The organism is Haloferax sulfurifontis ATCC BAA-897 (genome assembly GCF_000337835.1).
Taxonomy (GTDB): Archaea; Halobacteriota; Halobacteria; order Halobacteriales; family Haloferacaceae; genus Haloferax; species Haloferax denitrificans.
Genome location: NZ_AOLM01000023.1, coordinates 103434 through 118648, shown reverse-complemented (window position 1 = coordinate 118648; position 15215 = coordinate 103434). Strand labels below are relative to the sequence as shown.

16 protein-coding genes and 1 pseudogene are annotated in these 15215 nt (G+C 64.8%); 6 read left to right on the top strand and 11 right to left on the bottom strand.

Annotated features, from left to right (window positions below; genetic code table 11):
• Window positions 1-324, top strand: a pseudogene (locus C441_RS14175) (homoserine kinase); the annotation flags it as partial.
• A 133-nt stretch (window positions 325-457) separates the two neighbouring features.
• On the top strand, window positions 458-961 hold the full coding sequence (locus tag C441_RS14170; RefSeq protein ID WP_007275697.1) for a universal stress protein: 504 nt from the start codon (window positions 458-460) through the stop codon (window positions 959-961).
• Window positions 962-1056: 95 nt separating this feature from the next.
• On the opposite strand, the gene pdxS is transcribed toward C441_RS14170, so the two are convergent.
• The gene (gene pdxS, locus C441_RS14165) at window positions 1057-1965 is read right to left on the bottom strand and encodes a pyridoxal 5'-phosphate synthase lyase subunit PdxS (RefSeq protein ID WP_007275696.1); all 909 of its coding nucleotides are present in this window, start codon (window positions 1963-1965) and stop codon (window positions 1057-1059) included.
• A gap of 568 nt (window positions 1966-2533) precedes the next feature.
• On the opposite strand from pdxS, the gene C441_RS14160 reads away from it, so the two are divergent.
• Window positions 2534-3253, top strand: a complete 720-nt coding sequence (locus C441_RS14160) for a DUF1405 domain-containing protein (RefSeq protein ID WP_007275695.1) — start codon at window positions 2534-2536, stop codon at window positions 3251-3253.
• A gap of 69 nt (window positions 3254-3322) precedes the next feature.
• Window positions 3323-4378, top strand: coding sequence for a hypothetical protein (locus C441_RS14155; protein ID WP_007275694.1), 1056 nt, complete (start codon window positions 3323-3325; stop codon window positions 4376-4378).
• 54 nt (window positions 4379-4432) lie between these two features.
• Here the strand turns inward: C441_RS14155 and C441_RS14150 are convergent, their stop codons facing one another.
• Window positions 4433-4669 carry a DUF4242 domain-containing protein gene (locus tag C441_RS14150; RefSeq protein ID WP_007275693.1) on the bottom strand — a complete coding sequence of 79 codons (237 nt, stop codon included), beginning with the start codon at window positions 4667-4669 and terminating at the stop codon, window positions 4433-4435.
• A gap of 178 nt (window positions 4670-4847) precedes the next feature.
• Window positions 4848-5792, bottom strand: coding sequence for an HFX_2341 family transcriptional regulator (locus C441_RS14145; RefSeq protein WP_007275692.1), 945 nt, complete (start codon window positions 5790-5792; stop codon window positions 4848-4850).
• 549 nt (window positions 5793-6341) lie between these two features.
• Here C441_RS14145 and C441_RS19570 point away from each other — a divergent pair.
• On the top strand, window positions 6342-7334 hold the full coding sequence (locus tag C441_RS19570; protein WP_007275691.1) for a hypothetical protein: 993 nt from the start codon (window positions 6342-6344) through the stop codon (window positions 7332-7334).
• Between the two features lie 938 nt (window positions 7335-8272).
• Here the strand turns inward: C441_RS19570 and C441_RS14140 are convergent.
• The 8 genes from C441_RS14140 to C441_RS14105 form a co-directional block, all read right to left on the bottom strand.
• The gene (locus tag C441_RS14140; protein WP_007275690.1) at window positions 8273-9397 is read right to left on the bottom strand and encodes a putative sulfate/molybdate transporter; all 1125 of its coding nucleotides are present in this window, start codon (window positions 9395-9397) and stop codon (window positions 8273-8275) included.
• A 126-nt stretch (window positions 9398-9523) separates the two neighbouring features.
• A complete protein-coding gene (locus C441_RS14135) occupies window positions 9524-9907 on the bottom strand; it encodes a hypothetical protein (RefSeq protein WP_007275689.1) in 384 nt (127 codons plus the stop codon).
• A 79-nt stretch (window positions 9908-9986) separates the two neighbouring features.
• On the bottom strand, window positions 9987-10553 hold the full coding sequence (locus tag C441_RS14130; protein ID WP_007275688.1) for a cysteine hydrolase family protein: 567 nt from the start codon (window positions 10551-10553) through the stop codon (window positions 9987-9989).
• A gap of 28 nt (window positions 10554-10581) precedes the next feature.
• Window positions 10582-11379 carry a YqcI/YcgG family protein gene (locus C441_RS14125; RefSeq protein WP_007275687.1) on the bottom strand — a complete coding sequence of 266 codons (798 nt, stop codon included), beginning with the start codon at window positions 11377-11379 and terminating at the stop codon, window positions 10582-10584.
• Window positions 11380-11495: 116 nt separating this feature from the next.
• Complete coding sequence (locus C441_RS14120; RefSeq protein ID WP_007275686.1) at window positions 11496-12014, bottom strand: GNAT family N-acetyltransferase; 519 nt, start codon at window positions 12012-12014, stop codon at window positions 11496-11498.
• Window positions 12015-12142: 128 nt separating this feature from the next.
• Complete coding sequence (locus C441_RS14115; protein ID WP_007275685.1) at window positions 12143-12427, bottom strand: amphi-Trp domain-containing protein; 285 nt, start codon at window positions 12425-12427, stop codon at window positions 12143-12145.
• Window positions 12428-12496: 69 nt separating this feature from the next.
• On the bottom strand, window positions 12497-13996 hold the full coding sequence (locus C441_RS14110; protein WP_007275684.1) for a sodium:solute symporter family protein: 1500 nt from the start codon (window positions 13994-13996) through the stop codon (window positions 12497-12499).
• Window positions 13996-14217: a DUF3311 domain-containing protein gene (locus C441_RS14105; RefSeq protein WP_007275683.1), complete on the bottom strand. Its 222-nt coding sequence runs from the start codon at window positions 14215-14217 to the stop codon at window positions 13996-13998. The genes C441_RS14110 and C441_RS14105 overlap by 1 nt, the downstream gene beginning before the upstream one ends.
• A gap of 209 nt (window positions 14218-14426) precedes the next feature.
• Between C441_RS14105 and C441_RS14100 the strand changes: the two genes are divergently transcribed.
• Window positions 14427-15176 carry a sugar phosphate isomerase/epimerase family protein gene (locus tag C441_RS14100; RefSeq protein ID WP_007275682.1) on the top strand — a complete coding sequence of 250 codons (750 nt, stop codon included), beginning with the start codon at window positions 14427-14429 and terminating at the stop codon, window positions 15174-15176.
• Window positions 15177-15215: the final 39 nt, after the last annotated feature.

The following is a 15215-nucleotide window of genomic DNA, read 5'->3' as shown; positions in this document are numbered from 1 at the left end:
ACGGTCGGCCGGGCGGCGACGCTCGCGGTCGGGATGTGCCGCCGCGACGCCGACCTCGTCGGCGCGGGGATGGACGACCGCGTCGTCACGCCCGCGCGAGCAGAACTCATCAACGGCTACCACGAGGTCCGCAAGGCCGCCCTCGACGCGGGCGCGACCGGCGTCACCGTCTCCGGAGCGGGCCCGTCGGTCCTCGGCGTCTGCCAAGCCGCCGACCGCACCCGCGTCGCCGGCGCGATGCTCGAAGCGTTCGACGAGGCGGACGTGGACGCCCGCGCCTACAAGACGCGGGTCGGTCGCGGGGCCGAAGTATTCGAGTCCTGAGTGGTACAGAGCGAACCACACTCACACGCCACCTTCGTCTTTTCTCGCGTCTGAGCTACTGTAACGCGTTATCGCGGTCGCTGGTAACACGATTCCGAGAAGACTTTTCTCACTATCACGATATATTCGAACCATGGAACGAGCACTCGTCGTCGTCTCCCCCGAAGAACGGTCGCACCGAATCCTCCGCGAGGCCGGCGAACTCGCCGCCGGGAGCGGCGCGGAGCTCGTCGTCCTCACCGTCCTCCCGGACGAGGAGTTCGAGCGGACCCGCTCGGCGCTCGCCAGCGTCGGCTCCCCGGACGTGGTGTACGGCATCGACCAAGCTATCGAGTCGGCCACCCGCCGCGCCAAGCGCGTCGCCCGCGAGGCGTTCGACGGGCTGGATCTCGACTACCGTATCGTCGCCGACATCGGCCCCGAGGCGGACACCATCTTAGAGACGGCCCGCTGGGAGGGCTGTGACCACCTCTTTATCGCCGGTCGCCGCCGGTCGCCCGCCGGGAAGCTCATCTCTCGGGACATGACGCAGTCGGTCATGCTCAACTTCGACGGCCCGGTCACCGTCCTCCTCGGCGAGGAGTCGTCCGACGACGCGAAGGGGAAAAAAGAGGGGAAGTCGGGACTCCTCGCCTGAGACGGGCGTCGCGCCGAGACAGAGAAAAGCGGAATCGGAATCGGAATCGAAAACCGAGACGGTGAGTCAGCCGTCGTCTGCCGGGCGTCGCCGCGTTAGACGCCGCGACCCTGCAGTTTGTCCTCGTCGGCCATGCCGACGTTCGCCTCGCCTTTCATGCCCTTGCCGATGCCGGCGGCGATGTCGGCGAGCGTGTCGGGGTCGTCCCAGTTGTTGACGGCCTCGACGATGGCCTCACCCATCTGTTCGGGGTCCTCCGCGCCGAAGATGCCGGAGCCCACGAAGATGCCGTCGCACTCGTGGTACATCATGAGCGCGGCGTCCGCGGGCGTAGCGATGCCGCCGGCCGCGAAGTTGACCACCGGCAGGCGACCCATCTCGGCCGTCTCGTGGACGAGTTCGGCGGGCGCTTCGTGCTCGCGGGCCCACTTCTCGCGCTCGTCGAAGTTGAGGCCGGTCAGCGACCGAATCTGGTGTTTGATGGTGCGCTGGTGCGTGACGGCCTGGTTCACGTCGCCCGTGCCGGCCTCGCCCTTGGTGCGAATCATCGCCGCGCCCTCGTTGATGCGGCGGAGCGCCTCGGGGAGGTTGCGCGCGCCGCAGACGAACGGCGAGGTGAACTCGCGCTTGTCGATGTGGTAGTCGTTGTCCGCCGGGGTGAGCACCTCGCTCTCGTCTATCATGTCGACGCCGATGGACTCGAGAATCTGCGCCTCGGTGAAGTGGCCGATGCGGGCCTTCCCCATCACCGGGATGGAGACGGCGTCGATGATCTCTTTGACCGTCTCGGGGTCGGCCATCCGGGAGACCCCGCCGCGCTTGCGGATGTCCGCCGGGACGGCTTCGAGCGCCATGACGGCGACCGCGCCGGCCTCCTCCGCGATTTTCGCTTGCTCTGCGTTTACGACGTCCATGATGACGCCGCCCTTCTGCATCTGGGCGAACCCGCGCTTGACGAGTTCGGTCCCGCGCCGAAGCTCCTCCAGGTCGGTCTCCTCTGGCATATCCGTCGCTTGCGACTGGGTTTACTTAAGCGGTCGCTTCCATCCGTCAACCGTTCGCATTCCGCACAGGTCGTGTTTCGCGCTCGGGTCGAGTTGTGGTGATTCTGTTGAACTGCTCTGTTTTTTGACAAATGTCGCGTGCAACACTCAGAGGACGAGTCTCGTATCTCCTCAAGAGTTAATCTCCAAACACAGAGTTGAGAGTAGCGAACGTAATCCCAGCAGTGATGCCGTACAAAAGTCCTCTAGAGAGAGGCTGATTCAATACGAATGAGTAGATTAGCCCTGCTACAACGCCGGATGCGACTAAGTATATAAAAAACGTAGTGGGGTGTGAATCAACCCACGAACCATTACTGTCGTTTGATTCCGGGCTTTTCATATGGTATTTTGTACACACGTGAAAATAAAACGTTGACCGACTCGCGCGCTATATTCAGCACGCCCTCAGCAAGCTATCAGCGGCTGAGGATTTCAACAGTGCCGCCAGCGTAATCCCCGCCCGCCGACACCGGCCGCAGTCACCGAGACCGGCATCACTTTTGTCCACCCCCGCTTCGGCGTGGGTATGGACGCGGCGACCCGACTGCGCCGACTGCTCGACGACGACGGCCTCCCGGCGGGGACCGACCTGCCGCGGTGGCTCGCACCCCTGCCGGAGTGGCTGGAGAACTTCGGTCTCAACATCGCCTGGCTCGTGGTCGTCATCAACCTCGTCGGGACCGCCTTCGGCTTCTGGTACTACGGCTACCAGTTCAGCATCGAACCGGTCGTGATGTGGCCGCTCGTCCCCGACAGCCCGGTCGCCACGCTGTTCATCGCGCTGTCGCTCGCGCTCTGGAAACTCGGACGGTCCAACGAGTACGTCAACGCCCTCGCGTTCTTCGGCTGTCTCAAACTCGGGCTGTGGACGCCGTACGTCCTCCTCGCGTTCAAAGCCGACTTCTCGTACCTCCACTGGGCGATGTACAACTTCCTCTTTTGGAGCCACCTCGCCATGGTCGTCGAGGCGTTTCTCATCCAGCGGTACGCCGAGTTCCCGTCTCTCGCCGTCCTCGTCGCGGTCGGCTGGTACGGCCTCAACGACCTCGTGGACTACTTCGTCCCCATCGCCGGCACGCCGCACCACACGCTCATCCCGGCCGAGCCAATCGTCGACGGCGTCGTCCAGCACGTCTCGCCCGCCCACGAGTACGCCGCGGCGGGCGCGGTCCTCCTGACGGTCGCGGCGACGTTCCTCGCGCTCGCGACGCGGGTCGCAAAGCTCGAACGAGGCGTCATCGACTGACCGGGAACCGACGCGCTACCGACTGACCCGGACGTAGCCTTTTGTCCCGCCGACCCTAACCGACGGGCCATGCGCCTCTTCGACCGCGTGGCCGACCTGCCGCTAACCGTCGAGTCCGTCTCCCGCGACCGCTTCGAGAGCGACACGTCGAGCGGCTTCCTCCGCAAGACCACGGTGTTCTCGCTCGCCGGCGACGGCGCGGTCGGCCGCGGCGAGGACGTGACGTACGACGCCGAGGACCACGACGCCCTCGCGGACGCGCCCGCGGACGCCTTCGACCTCGCCGAAAGCTACGACTCCTTCGCCGACTTCTCCGCGGCGCTCGACGGCGTCGACCTGTTCCCGACGAAACCGCCCGAACGCGAGACGGCCGAACACTACCGGCGTTGGGCGCTCGAATCCGCCGGCCTCGACCTCGCGCTCCGGCAGGCCGGAACCGACCTCGCGTCCGCCGTCGGCCGCGAGCGCGACCCGGTTCGGTTCGTGGCGAGCACCCGACTCGGCGACCCGCCGTCGGCCGACCGCGTCGAGGCGCTCCTCGACCGCGACCCCGACTGCGAGTTCAAACTCGACCCGACAACTGATTGGCACGACGAGCTTGTGTCGTCGCTCGCCGCCCGCGACTGCGTCCGCATCCTCGACCTCAAAGGGCAGTACGAGGGAACCGAGGTGGACCAAGCCCCGGACCCGGAACTCTACGAGCGCGTCCTGTCGGGCTTTCCCGACGCCGTCGTCGAGGACCCGGCGTTCACCGACGAGACGCGCCCGCTGTTCGACGGCCACGAGGGCCGCGTCTCGTGGGACGCCCCGATTACCGGCGTCGAATCCGTGAAATCCCTCCCGTTCGAGCCGTCGTGGCTAAACGTCAAACCCTCGCGATTCGGCACGGTCGAGTCGCTGTTCGACACCATCGAGTACGCCGACGAACGCGGGATGTCGCTGTACGGCGGCGGCCAGTTCGAACTCGACGCGGGCCGCGACCACGTCCAACTGCTCGCGTCGGTGTTCTACCCCGACGGTCCGAACGACGTGGCCCCCCGCGAGTACAACCTCCCCGACCCGCCGGCGGAACTGCCGACGAGTCCGCTCGTGCCGTCGGCTGACCCGTCCGGGCTGGAGTTCTGAGAACCGAAAAACAGTCGCGCCAAACGGACGCGCCGAGGGGTGCGCTGGCCGCGCTCACTCGCCTTGCTGGACTTCGAATATCTCGTCGGCGACGAGGCCGTGGGCCTCTTCGTGGACTTTCGCCCCGGCCTCCTTGTTCGGTGCCTCGAAGAGACAGAACACCGCGCCGTCCGTCTCGTCGACCCAGTAGTGCTTGTAGTTCACTCCGTACTTGCCCTGCGTCTCCAGGTCTGCACGGTGGGCCTCGGCGACGTCTTTCGCACTCCCCTCTACGTTCCGGTGTACGTCCATGTATAGCGGCATAGGAGCTAGTGTATAGCACTCCGGAGCTCATAACCGTTCTTCGATAGTTACCAGAATATTCTGATATAACCGTCACGCCCCGAGCCAGCTTGGAGTATCGCCGGTTCGAACCTCACAAAACCGCCATCAGATAGCCGTCAGATGCCTACTATCGTCGCCGCCGACCTCACTCCTCGCTCGTCCGGAACTCGTCGCTGTCGGCGTGGGCGCGGACCCACAACTCGCCGATTCTGGAGAGGCGCGTCCGGTAGGACTTCCCGCGTTCCTCCTGTTCGATGTAGCCCTTGCCGCCGGGGCCGAGGCGGTCGACGTTGTAGATGACCTTCGACCGGAAGGAGTCGGTGTACTCCTCGTTCATCTCGCGGGCGAGCGCCTCCGCGAGTTCGGAGACCGACCCGAACTCGCCGTGTTCGCCGAGTTTGAACAGGATGACCTCCTCGAACGGCTTGACGTTGGAGAACGACGCCACCGGGAGCTCGACGATGTGGCGGCCGTCAATCTGCTTCGCGCCGATGGTCGTCCCGCGCTCGTCGAACTCCGACAGCAGGTCGGAGGTGGCGTCGAGGCGCTCGCGGATGCGGTCGGCGTCGATTTCGCCGGATTCGAGGAGGTCCGAAAGGAGCGCCCGCTCGGTTCGCAGTTCCTCGGCGAGTTCGGTTTCGAGGTACTTCTCGGGGGCCGTGTAGTAAGTGTGGATGCGCTCGCGGTCGGCCTGTCGCTCGACCATGATGGAGTGGGCGGCGGTGGCGAACGCGAAGGAGACCGGCCGGGGCATCGCGCTCACGTTGACCCACACCTCGCCGGGTTCGTCGTCGTCGCCGCGGAGTTCGTCGTCGGCGTCGAGTTCGGCGTTGATGAGGTCGTACGCCTGCTCGAACGCCGCGTCGTAGTCGTACACGTCGTCGACGATGACGCGTTCGGTCTCCGCGCCGAGGAGGTTCTCGAAGTCCTTTTCGAGTTTGCCCGAGAGGTTCCGCGAGTACTCGACGTTCGCCTCGCTCCCGACGGCCCCTTCGAGGAGGATGACGCGGTCCACGTCCAACTGATCGCGGATGAGCGGCGCGATGAGTCGGTCGTAGTCGAACCCGACGGGAACGATGTGCGTCTGCATACGTGGTACGGTGGTGTGGCAGTTATAAAAAGTCCCAGACTGGCGGCCATTGGTATGCATATTCCCGGTGTTTGCCGCCGCGTCCTCGTGAGATTTCAGACGTAGAGGCCTTCGATCTTTTAGTTTTCTCCCGGTTTCGGAATGAATACGTGGGTTGGCGCCTCTGAACGAAGCTATTTGGGTTCGAGAGTGGTAATTGCCGCTGTAAACCAACACTCGAGCGGGTTCCCGAGTATCGTTGGTTGACTCTGTATGGCTCTGGCGCGCGAACGCGACGGAAATCATTGCTACCAGAGTCCAACCAGAGCGCAGACAGTCCGTCGTGTGAGAGTTCAGAGACTCACTGAGTAAGGAGCTACCGGGTGACTGGCAGTATCAGTGTTCCCCAATAGTCCGTTCGCCGCCGAGGATACGTCGGTACACGTCGTCACCCTTCGCCTCGGCTAACTCGCCGCAGAGTTCGCGTAGGTATTCGGTGAGACCGTTTCCAAGTAATATCGGTCGTAAAGCCCCAAATATAAATAAACGCTGTATTTAAGTATGTAGTTAATGGACAGCATCCCCGGTGTTTCAGCGATACGTTATGCATATGCCGAGATTTCGAAGAATGGAGATGACCGCTATTGGTGGCGTGACCGCTTCATCAACCGGGTTGTTAGCCCAACACAACAGCGCATCTATGGACGTGGTAATGCAATAGACCCCTTTGGTGGGGAACACAGATACACTGATTGGGATGTTTTATTCGTTCTCGATGCATGTCGCGCCGACCTGTTTGAAGAAACAATACCGGACTCTGGTATTAATTATTCTTCTTATGAGGTGGTGGAAAGTCCTGCTAGTTCAACACCTGAATGGACAAGCCGACTTTTTGAAGGCCGCTCATTTGGGGATATAGTTTATATTACAGCAAATCCGTGGACGGCCCGTGTAGCACCGGACTCATTTCATGACCGTATAGATGTTTGGCACGACGATTTTGACGACGATGTTGGAACAGTACGTCCGGAGGCAATGATTAAGGCCGCTAAAGCCGCAGTAGACGATTATCCGAATAAACGGATTGTCGTCCACCTCATGCAACCTCATATCCCATTTATTGGCGGAGCCGAAGTCGATGAAGGCTCAAAAAATAACCCAGAACAGGTAATCAATGAGCAGATAAAAACGACGGGCAAAGAAGGACCGTTTGGCAAGCTTCGATATGGTGACGGGGATATCAAGAAAATTTGGTCAGAGTATAAGTCCAATCTCGATCTTGCTTTAAAGAACATCAAGAATATCATAAATGACATAGACGGTCGTATAGTGTTGACTGCAGACCACGGGAACATGTTCGGTGAAATAGCCTGGCCATTTCCGATTCGTGTTTATGGCCACCCTGATGGCCTCCGCTCTTCACCCCTGGTAGACGTGCCCTGGGCCGTCCTAGAATCAGATTCACCTCGTCCAACAATCACGGACGATGGTGCCAAACATGTTCCCTTACCTGGCGAGGAAAACCAACTATCCAATAAATTAGAATCACTTGGGTATAAATAAGAGTATCTGAGTCTTGAATATAATTCAAGGATGGGATGTATCCACGAATCTTATCTTAATTTCTCTGAATATCCGATTTTGTGTACGAATATGGCTGAAACATGTGGGTATGCCTCTTTGATTTTAAGTAGGAGTGATCGGAGCCGTTACCCAGTCAAAGATTACCTATCAACTTGTCTGTGTATCCACCAACATTTGCCTCTTCCTTGGAGATTTCCCACCCATACTCGCCTCCAAGTTCGGGACTGGGCCCCCTCGTCTTCTGGTAATCTGAAACCTGGTGATTCGTCCTCTTCGACTATACATTATTCTTCGTCGCTGTCGTCGAGTATGGCCGGACAAGCAAAGCGCGTACAACCGGGAATGGTTCTGACGTCGCTCGCAACGGGTCCAGAACCCGACGACTCATCCGACATCGAAGCTGTGACTGACGGCAACGGAATATCCGCGTTTGAGACTGTCTCGGTGTCGACGTTTGGTATGCCGAAAGAGATTACAGAGGAGTCGTCACCGGAATCGATGCCCACAGACCAAACGCTTCATTCACGAGTTTGCCGAGTAGAAAATGTGCCCCTCGCGTGCGACCTTCTCTCTCAGACCGGGGACATCACAGGAGTCTATAATATCGATGTGACAGAAGAGTTCCGCCACCGAGGTCTCGGTGAAGTGAGCTGGACGGGAAGGAGGAAGTGAGCCCAGCGTGCTACACTCTTCGGAGATAGGGCACAGTCTCTACGAACAGGTGGGGTTCGAAACAGTCGTCGAATGTCACCAGTTAATCTCTTATTGAGAGACATCCAGCTTGCTTCACCCTTGAGGAACACTGCTGTTCATTGGGTGGCGAGTCGGTCGTAGTCGAAGCCGACGGGAACGATGTGCGTCTGCATACGTGGTACGTGTGCGGGGTCGGTTATGAATCCGACCAACTGGCCCGACTGTCACTCCCCGTCCCACACCGCGTGGCCCCAGCGCTCCCACGCCAGCCACGCCACCACGCCGCCGACGAACGCGACGCCCAGATTCACCGCGACGCCGACGAGGCCGATAGCGACCACGAGGGGGTAGCCGTCCGCGCGGGTCAGGCTGGTCAGACTCGTTCGGGCCAGTTGCAGGCCGATGATCGCTAGGATGACGCCGAGCATGGCGACCGGGTAGGCGGCGACCACGTCGGCGGCGAACAGGGCGACGAGGACGTAGCCGACGCCGAGAATGACGTTCGCTCCGGCGGTCCGCGCGCCGAAGGCGTACTTGCCGGCGACGCCGCCACTGCCGTGGCACATGGGGAAGCCGCCGAAGGGGACCGCGAGGAGGTTCATCGCGCCCATGCTGGTGGCGAGTTCGTCGGCGGAGATGTCCCGGTCGAAGTAGTCCGCGAGCAGGACCGACGTGGCGAGCGCGGCGTTGCCGACGGTCATCGCCAACTGTGCGACCGCGGCCTCCGCGGCCGAGAGCGAGAGGTTCCCGAGCGAGAACAATCCGGCGTCGCCGACCGACGGGACGGTGAGCGACAGGTGGCCCACGTCGGCGAAGGCGACCGCGCCGCCGACCGCGAGGACGGCGAGGGCGCTCACGTTCGAGCGTCTGGTGAGGAGGGCGACGGCGGCGACCGCGACCGCGAGACCGGCGAGCGGGAGGTCGCCCGCGCCGAGTTCGAGGCCCGTCGAGAGGAGGACGAGCGCGACGCCGAACTGGACGCCGCGGACGACGGGCGCGCCGATGTAGCGACTCACGCGGGCGAGCGAGCGGGTGCGACCGATGGCGAGGAGGACGACGCCGAGGCCGAACCCGGCGAGGAGCGCCTCGCCGGTCGTGACCGTCTCGGCGAGGACGAGCGCGGCCAGCGCCTTCATCGGCTCGACCGACAGCGGGGCCGCGTAGTACAGCCCCCAGACGACCTGAAACACGCCGAACCAGATGAGCACGACCGCCAACGAGAGGTCGGTCAGGCGGGCGACGGCGACGACGATGGGAAGGACCGTAACCGAATCCCCCACCGCGCCGGTGAACTCGTGCCACTCGAAGTCCACCGCGAGTTCGTCGCCGTACGGGAACGAGACGCCCATTTGGGTGGTGATTCCGTCCCGACGGGGAAATGTATTTGCGTAATCGGGAGATGGAACGATGGTCGCCTGAGGAAACCGAATAGAGTTACGCCGCTCTCGACGCCCCGCGACCGTCGGTGCCGACGCTCACTCGAACGTCGAGCGGTCGAAGTGGACGCCGCCGCGGAGGTAATCGACGCCCATGAACAGCATCACGGGAGCGAGCAGAAGCGCAAACAGCCCGCCGAAATAGGGGTCGCCGCGGGCGTCGAGGACGGACGAGAGACCGTTCGCGAGCACGGCCAGCCCGAAACAGACGTAGCCCGCGCCCGCGACGACGTGCCACCGGAGGATCGTCGACCCGAGGGCGACCGACTCGCGGAGGCCGGCGACGACCAACAGCACGCCGGCGGCGACGAACAGCGCGAACCGGGCGACAGAAAGCGGGTGGGAGAGCGCGCCGAGAAGCGCGAGACCGCCCGCGATGAGGAGGTCGAACACCCCGACGACGGCGATGAATCTGCGGTCCATGTGCGCCGCTCTCGACGCGGAGATGTAAAACTAGCCACAGCTCCGGGGCCGACAGGTCGGCGGCGAGCCAGCAGACCGCTCACCGCGTCGACGACAGGTCGCCCGACTCGACGACGGTGGCGAACTCGCCGTTGAGGTGCGCCAGCGCGGTGCGGTGCATCTCGTCGGCCGAGAAGTGCTCGCCGTCGTAGCTCTCGCGTTCGAACGTCGCGGTCGCGTCCGCGGGGACGAACACCTCGAAGCCGAGGTTCTCGGCCATCCGAGTGGTCGTCGAGACGCAGTGGTCGGTCGTGAGACCGCAGACGACGAGCGTCGAGGAGTCGCGCTCGCGGAGCCACGCTTCGAGGTCGGTCCCGATGAAACCGCTGTTGACGCGCTTCGTGAACACCGGTTCGTCGGCGGCGGGGTCGGCCTCTGGCTTCCACGCGAAGCCCTCGCGGTCGCTCCGAAGCGGCGAGTCGGGTTCGGTGGAGTCGTGGCGGACGTGGACGACCGGGCGGTCGGCCGCGCGCCACGCCGCGAGCAGGTCGGCGACGCGCGCCTCCATCTCGGGGTTGTTGCGGTCGCCCCACGCGGGGTCGTCGAAGCCGACCTGCATATCGATACAGACGAGCACGGCGTCGGCCGGGAGGGCGGCGGCGGTCATCGGTCGGCCCTCGAATCGGTGGCCGGCATCAGTCGTCCGCCGGAGCCATCGGCACTTTCGGGTGCTCGCGGGTGATGCGAATCGGGCACTCGTCGGGCGCTTGCGACTCGTCCGACGAGAACATGTACTGCGGCCACTCGCGGTCGCCCTCGACGCCCCAGTCGCCGAGGTCGGCGTGCGGGCAGACGCCGTCGTACTCTTCGATGCGGCCCTGAATGACCTCGCGGGCCTTCTGGCCGGCCTCGGTGTCGGCGGTGATGCCGTCGAACAGCGCGCGCGGCTGGAAGGTGATTTCGAGGCCCCACGGGCAGTAGCGACTGACGCGCTCGTCGTAGAACGGCGCGCGGGTCGTCGGGAACATCGGCTCGCCCCCGAAGGAGAACTCCCACGTCGGGTCGTCGGGGTCTGTCGGGATGTCCGCCGGCCACGGTTCGGGGTCGTTGACGTGGAGGAACTGGAGGATGTGCCAGAGATGTTCGTGGTAGTCGGCCTCGGTGAGGTCCGCCGCCGGCGGCTTGAAGAACGTGACGAGCGAGCACGCTTCGGAGTAGTCCGGGTACACCTCCAGATACTCGAGGAGGCTCTCGCGGAGCGCCAACAGCGCGTCCTTGTCGGTCATCGAATCCACGAAGGTGTAGAGGGCGTCGCCGTTTCGCTCGGACTCGACGCCGAAGTAACACGGGAACGGCGCGCCGTCGCGGTCGCCGAGCATCGTCTCGCGGAACGTCTCGTAGTGCTTTCTCGCCCAGTCGGGGAGGTCGCCGTCGTCGAGGCGGCGGCGGAGCACGTCCTGCTCCATGAGCACTTGGTGACCCGACTCGTTCATGCGCGTCAGTTGGAGTCAGCGGCATTGAGAGTTCGGGTTCGCCGGCCGAACCCGGTCCTCGAAACGACGGGGAACGACCCTCGGTCTGGCGGTCGAAGTCGCCGTCAACCCCAGCTTCAGAGCTGGCGGTCGAGCTTCAGATACCGCGTCTCGTACCCCATCGACTCGTAACACGACCGGGCGGCGTCGTTGTCGGCGTGGACGCTCAGCGCGGCCCGCTCGCACCCGCGGTCGCGGCCCCACTCGTGGGCCCGTTCGAGGAGTTCCGTGCCGACGCCCTCGCCCCGGGCCGCGGGCGCGACGTAGAGGTCTTTCACCTTGGCGACCGACCCGCGGGCGAACACGGGCGGCGACTCGGACGCGGCGACGGTGACGTAGCCGCGGAGCGACCCTTCGTCGGAGTCCGGTCCCGCCCCAGACTCCGTCGCCGACTCCCCGTCCGCGACCGCGACGAACGTCTGAACGCCCTCGGCGTCCACCTGCTCGGACCGGTAGTCGAGCGCCTCGGCGCGCGCGTCGACGTCCTCGGCCAGCGCGTCGTAGCTGTCGATGTCGCCCATCTCCGCGGCGAACGGAAGCCACAGGTCGTCTACCAGCGCCTCTACCTCGTCGGCTCGGAGCGGTCGAATTCCCATGAGCTACCGACGACTCACGGAGGTATCAAAAGAGTAACCATGTTCGGGTGTCGGTGCGGCAGGGGCGAGGCGGAGCGGGGCGGGGCGGGCGTCAGCGGCCCACCGCGTCTCGGCCGGCTTCGGCCGCCTCACTCGATTTCGAGGTCGCCCGCGTCGGCACCGTCTTCCGCGCCCTCGTCCCATTCGAGTTCGAACTCGACGCTCAGTTCGCCGGGGCTCCCCGCGGGGCCCTCGCGCTCGGCTTTCACCTCGAACGTCGGCGACGCGGGCGGCTCCATCGTGACCGTCTGGTCCCCAGATTTCAGCGTAATCGGCTCGCCCGCGTCGAGCTTGTCGGCGACGGCGCGGAGGTACGAGGCGATTTCGGCGCGGGTCTGTCGGTTCTCGGATTTGAACAGCACTTCTTCGGGCATGGAGAGACGTTACTCGCGCAGGGGGATAAGGTTCGGTGCGGTCGAACCCGGACCGGCGGCGGTCCGGGCTCAGTCGGCCCGGAGGCCGTCGGTGAAGCGAGACTGGTTCTCCTCGGGCGCGGCGGCGGTCATCGCGGAGACGCCGACGGTCAGAAGCGCCGACAGCGCCATCCCCCAGAGGGCGTAGTCCCACGTGAGGTAGGTCGCGCCGAACAGCGTCACCGACCCGACTTCGATTGCGGGGACGAACACGTGCGCGAGGTAGAACGCCTGCGAGCCGAGGATGCCGGCGAACATGCCCGTTCGGGTCGTCTTCGCCCAGTAGAGCGCGACGACGACCGGCAGGGCCATCTGGGCGAACCCGCCGAAGGCGGTGTCGCCGACCGAGACGAGCGTGCCGGGCCGGAACAGGCTGGCGACGAAGGTGAGCGTGGCGAACAGGGCGACGCCGATTCGGGCCAGCCACGCCTCGCGGGCCTCGCTCGCGTCGGGATTGACGAACGGCCGGTAGAGGTCGCGGGTGAAGTACGACGACCCAGACAGGAGCATCGAGTCCGACGACGACATCATCGCGGCCATCGCGCCGGCGATGACGAGCGCGGCGAACCACACCGGCGTGTACTCGTTGAGGAGCACGGGGAGGACGTTCGCGCCCTCGGGGACGGTGACACCGAGGCCGGCGGCCCACGTGCCGAGGATGAACGCGGGCACGAAAAGCAGGACGACGAGCACGGGCCACAGGGCGAACGAGCGCTTGAGGACGGCGCTCGACTTGGCGACGAAAAAGCGCTGGTTTATCTGTGGGAACATCGCCACGCCGAAGGCGATGGTGACGGCCGACGAGATGATGAACTGCGGCGAGTAGAGGCCGCCGCCGAGCGCGAGGAACTCCGGTTCGTTCGTCGCGAGGGCGTTCGAGAGCGCCGTGGGGCCGCCGGCCGCGGTGGCGACCCAGCCCACCGCGAGCCAGACGACGCCGAGCATGAACAGCCCCTGCAGGGTGTCGGTCCACGCGACGCCGCGGAGCCCCGCGATGACGACGTAGGCGATCATGAACACCGTGATACCGGCCGCGCCGGCCCAGTACGGGACCATCCCGTTGGTCAGGCCGACGATGGCCTCGCCCGCGCCCATCTGCTGGAGCATCACGTACGGGAACAGCCAAAACAGGCTGATGCCGGCGACGAGGGCGCGCAGGCGGGTCGAGCCGAAGCGGTCGCCGAGCATCTCGCCGAGGGTGACGTAGCCGTGGGCGCGGCCGACGAGCCACTGCTTGTAGCCGACGACGTACCAGAGGATGGCGAACAGCACGCCGTCCATGACGCCCATCACGAGAATCCACTCGGGGCCGGCACGGTAGGCGAGGTCGGGGCCGCCGAAGAACGTGAAGGCAGAGAGGAGCGTCGCGAAGGTCGTAAACAGGAGGACGACGGTCCCGATGGAGCGGCCGGCGAGATAGTAGTCCTCCGCGTCGCGGCTGGTCAGGCGGTAGGCGAGTAAGCCGACCGCGAGCGCGACGACGAGGTACGCGCCGACGACGCCGAGTTGGATACCGAGCGCCGACACCATCAGCGACTCTCCCCCTCCCCGACGATACCGCGGTCCCACGCCGTCCGGGTGAACAGGTGGAAGACGACCGCGGTCAGCCCCATCCAGCCGATGTGCCACCAGAGCCACAGCGGCAGGCCGGCGAAGACCCCGCTGTCGCCCCAGAGGAACCACGGGACGGCGAACGTCACGAGGATTGCGAAGACGGCAACCCAGCGGTAGTCGATGCGAACTCGCGTCATTCGTAGGAACGATAATCGATAATGAGGCGTAAATCTTACTCTATCGACCTACGTTGCCCCGTATTGAAGAACTATTTTCTTCAACACCGGCCGTCGAACGACCGGGACCACCCACGTCGCGGGCGGCGGAGCGGCGGTTTCGTCGGTCGGTCGGCCGCGGCGGACCGAGCGCCGAAACAGTTTCCAGCGGCGCGGACGAGCGGACTCACATGAACTTCGGCATCCAGCTCTACTCGCTTCGAGACCTCGACGAGCCGACCGCGGCGCTCGTTCGCCGCGCCGCGGACGCCGGGTTCGACGGCGTTGAGTTCGCGGGCGTCGACGACGCGGCGGCGGTCCGCGCGGCGCTCGACGAGACCGGGGTCGCCGCTCCCGCCGCCCACGTCCCCATCGAGGACCTCGAAGCCGACCTCGACGCCGTCTGCGAGCGCTACGGCGCGCTCGGCGTCGAGACGCTCGTGGTGCCGTACCTGCCGCCGGCGGCGTTCGCCGACGCCGACGCGGTCGACGAGACCGCACACCGGCTGGACGACCTGACCGCGAAGTGCGACGACCGGGGCGTCAGACTGCTGTACCACAACCACGACCACGAACTCGTCACGGTCGAGGGCGAACCCGCGCTCGACCGACTCGCCGAGGAGTCGGGAATCGGCTTCGAACTCGACCTCGCGTGGATTCTCACCGCCGGCTACGACCCCGTCGCGTATCTCGACCGCTACGCCGACCGGACCCCGGTCGTCCACCTGAAAGACGTGGTGGTCGACGCCGACGCGGAGCGCGGCGGACGACCCGTACCGCTCGGCGAGGGCGAACTGGACATCGACCGCTGTCTCGCGGCCGCCCGCGACGGGTTCGTCGAGTGGGCCGTCGCCGAACACGACTTCCCGGAGGACCCGGCGGCGTTCTGTCGGGACGCCGGGGGTTTCGTCGCGACGCACCGAACCGACGAGGGGGCGTAACGAATCGGGCGGGCGGCGACGCCGGCGGGAGAGCGCCCG

Excerpts from the sequence above, each read along its gene's own strand:
- C441_RS14135 (WP_007275689.1), bottom strand. The coding sequence starts at position 9,907 with ATGGACCGCAGATTCATCGCCGTCGTCGGGGTGTTCGACCTCCTCATC.
- C441_RS14145 (WP_007275692.1), bottom strand. The coding sequence starts at position 5,792 with ATGCAGACGCACATCGTTCCCGTCGGGTTCGACTACGACCGACTCATC.
- C441_RS14125 (WP_007275687.1), bottom strand. The coding sequence starts at position 11,379 with ATGAACGAGTCGGGTCACCAAGTGCTCATGGAGCAGGACGTGCTCCGC.
- C441_RS14150 (WP_007275693.1), bottom strand. The coding sequence starts at position 4,669 with ATGGACGTACACCGGAACGTAGAGGGGAGTGCGAAAGACGTCGCCGAG.
- C441_RS14160 (WP_007275695.1), top strand. The coding sequence starts at position 2,534 with ATGGACGCGGCGACCCGACTGCGCCGACTGCTCGACGACGACGGCCTC.
- C441_RS14105 (WP_007275683.1), bottom strand. The coding sequence starts at position 14,217 with ATGACGCGAGTTCGCATCGACTACCGCTGGGTTGCCGTCTTCGCAATC.
- C441_RS14110 (WP_007275684.1), bottom strand. The coding sequence starts at position 13,996 with ATGGTGTCGGCGCTCGGTATCCAACTCGGCGTCGTCGGCGCGTACCTC.
- C441_RS14170 (WP_007275697.1), top strand. The coding sequence starts at position 458 with ATGGAACGAGCACTCGTCGTCGTCTCCCCCGAAGAACGGTCGCACCGA.
- C441_RS14120 (WP_007275686.1), bottom strand. The coding sequence starts at position 12,014 with ATGGGAATTCGACCGCTCCGAGCCGACGAGGTAGAGGCGCTGGTAGAC.
- C441_RS14155 (WP_007275694.1), top strand. The coding sequence starts at position 3,323 with ATGCGCCTCTTCGACCGCGTGGCCGACCTGCCGCTAACCGTCGAGTCC.
- C441_RS14140 (WP_007275690.1), bottom strand. The coding sequence starts at position 9,397 with ATGGGCGTCTCGTTCCCGTACGGCGACGAACTCGCGGTGGACTTCGAG.
- C441_RS14115 (WP_007275685.1), bottom strand. The coding sequence starts at position 12,427 with ATGCCCGAAGAAGTGCTGTTCAAATCCGAGAACCGACAGACCCGCGCC.
- C441_RS19570 (WP_007275691.1), top strand. The coding sequence starts at position 6,342 with ATGGACAGCATCCCCGGTGTTTCAGCGATACGTTATGCATATGCCGAG.
- C441_RS14130 (WP_007275688.1), bottom strand. The coding sequence starts at position 10,553 with ATGACCGCCGCCGCCCTCCCGGCCGACGCCGTGCTCGTCTGTATCGAT.
- pdxS (WP_007275696.1), bottom strand. The coding sequence starts at position 1,965 with ATGCCAGAGGAGACCGACCTGGAGGAGCTTCGGCGCGGGACCGAACTC.
- C441_RS14100 (WP_007275682.1), top strand. The coding sequence starts at position 14,427 with ATGAACTTCGGCATCCAGCTCTACTCGCTTCGAGACCTCGACGAGCCG.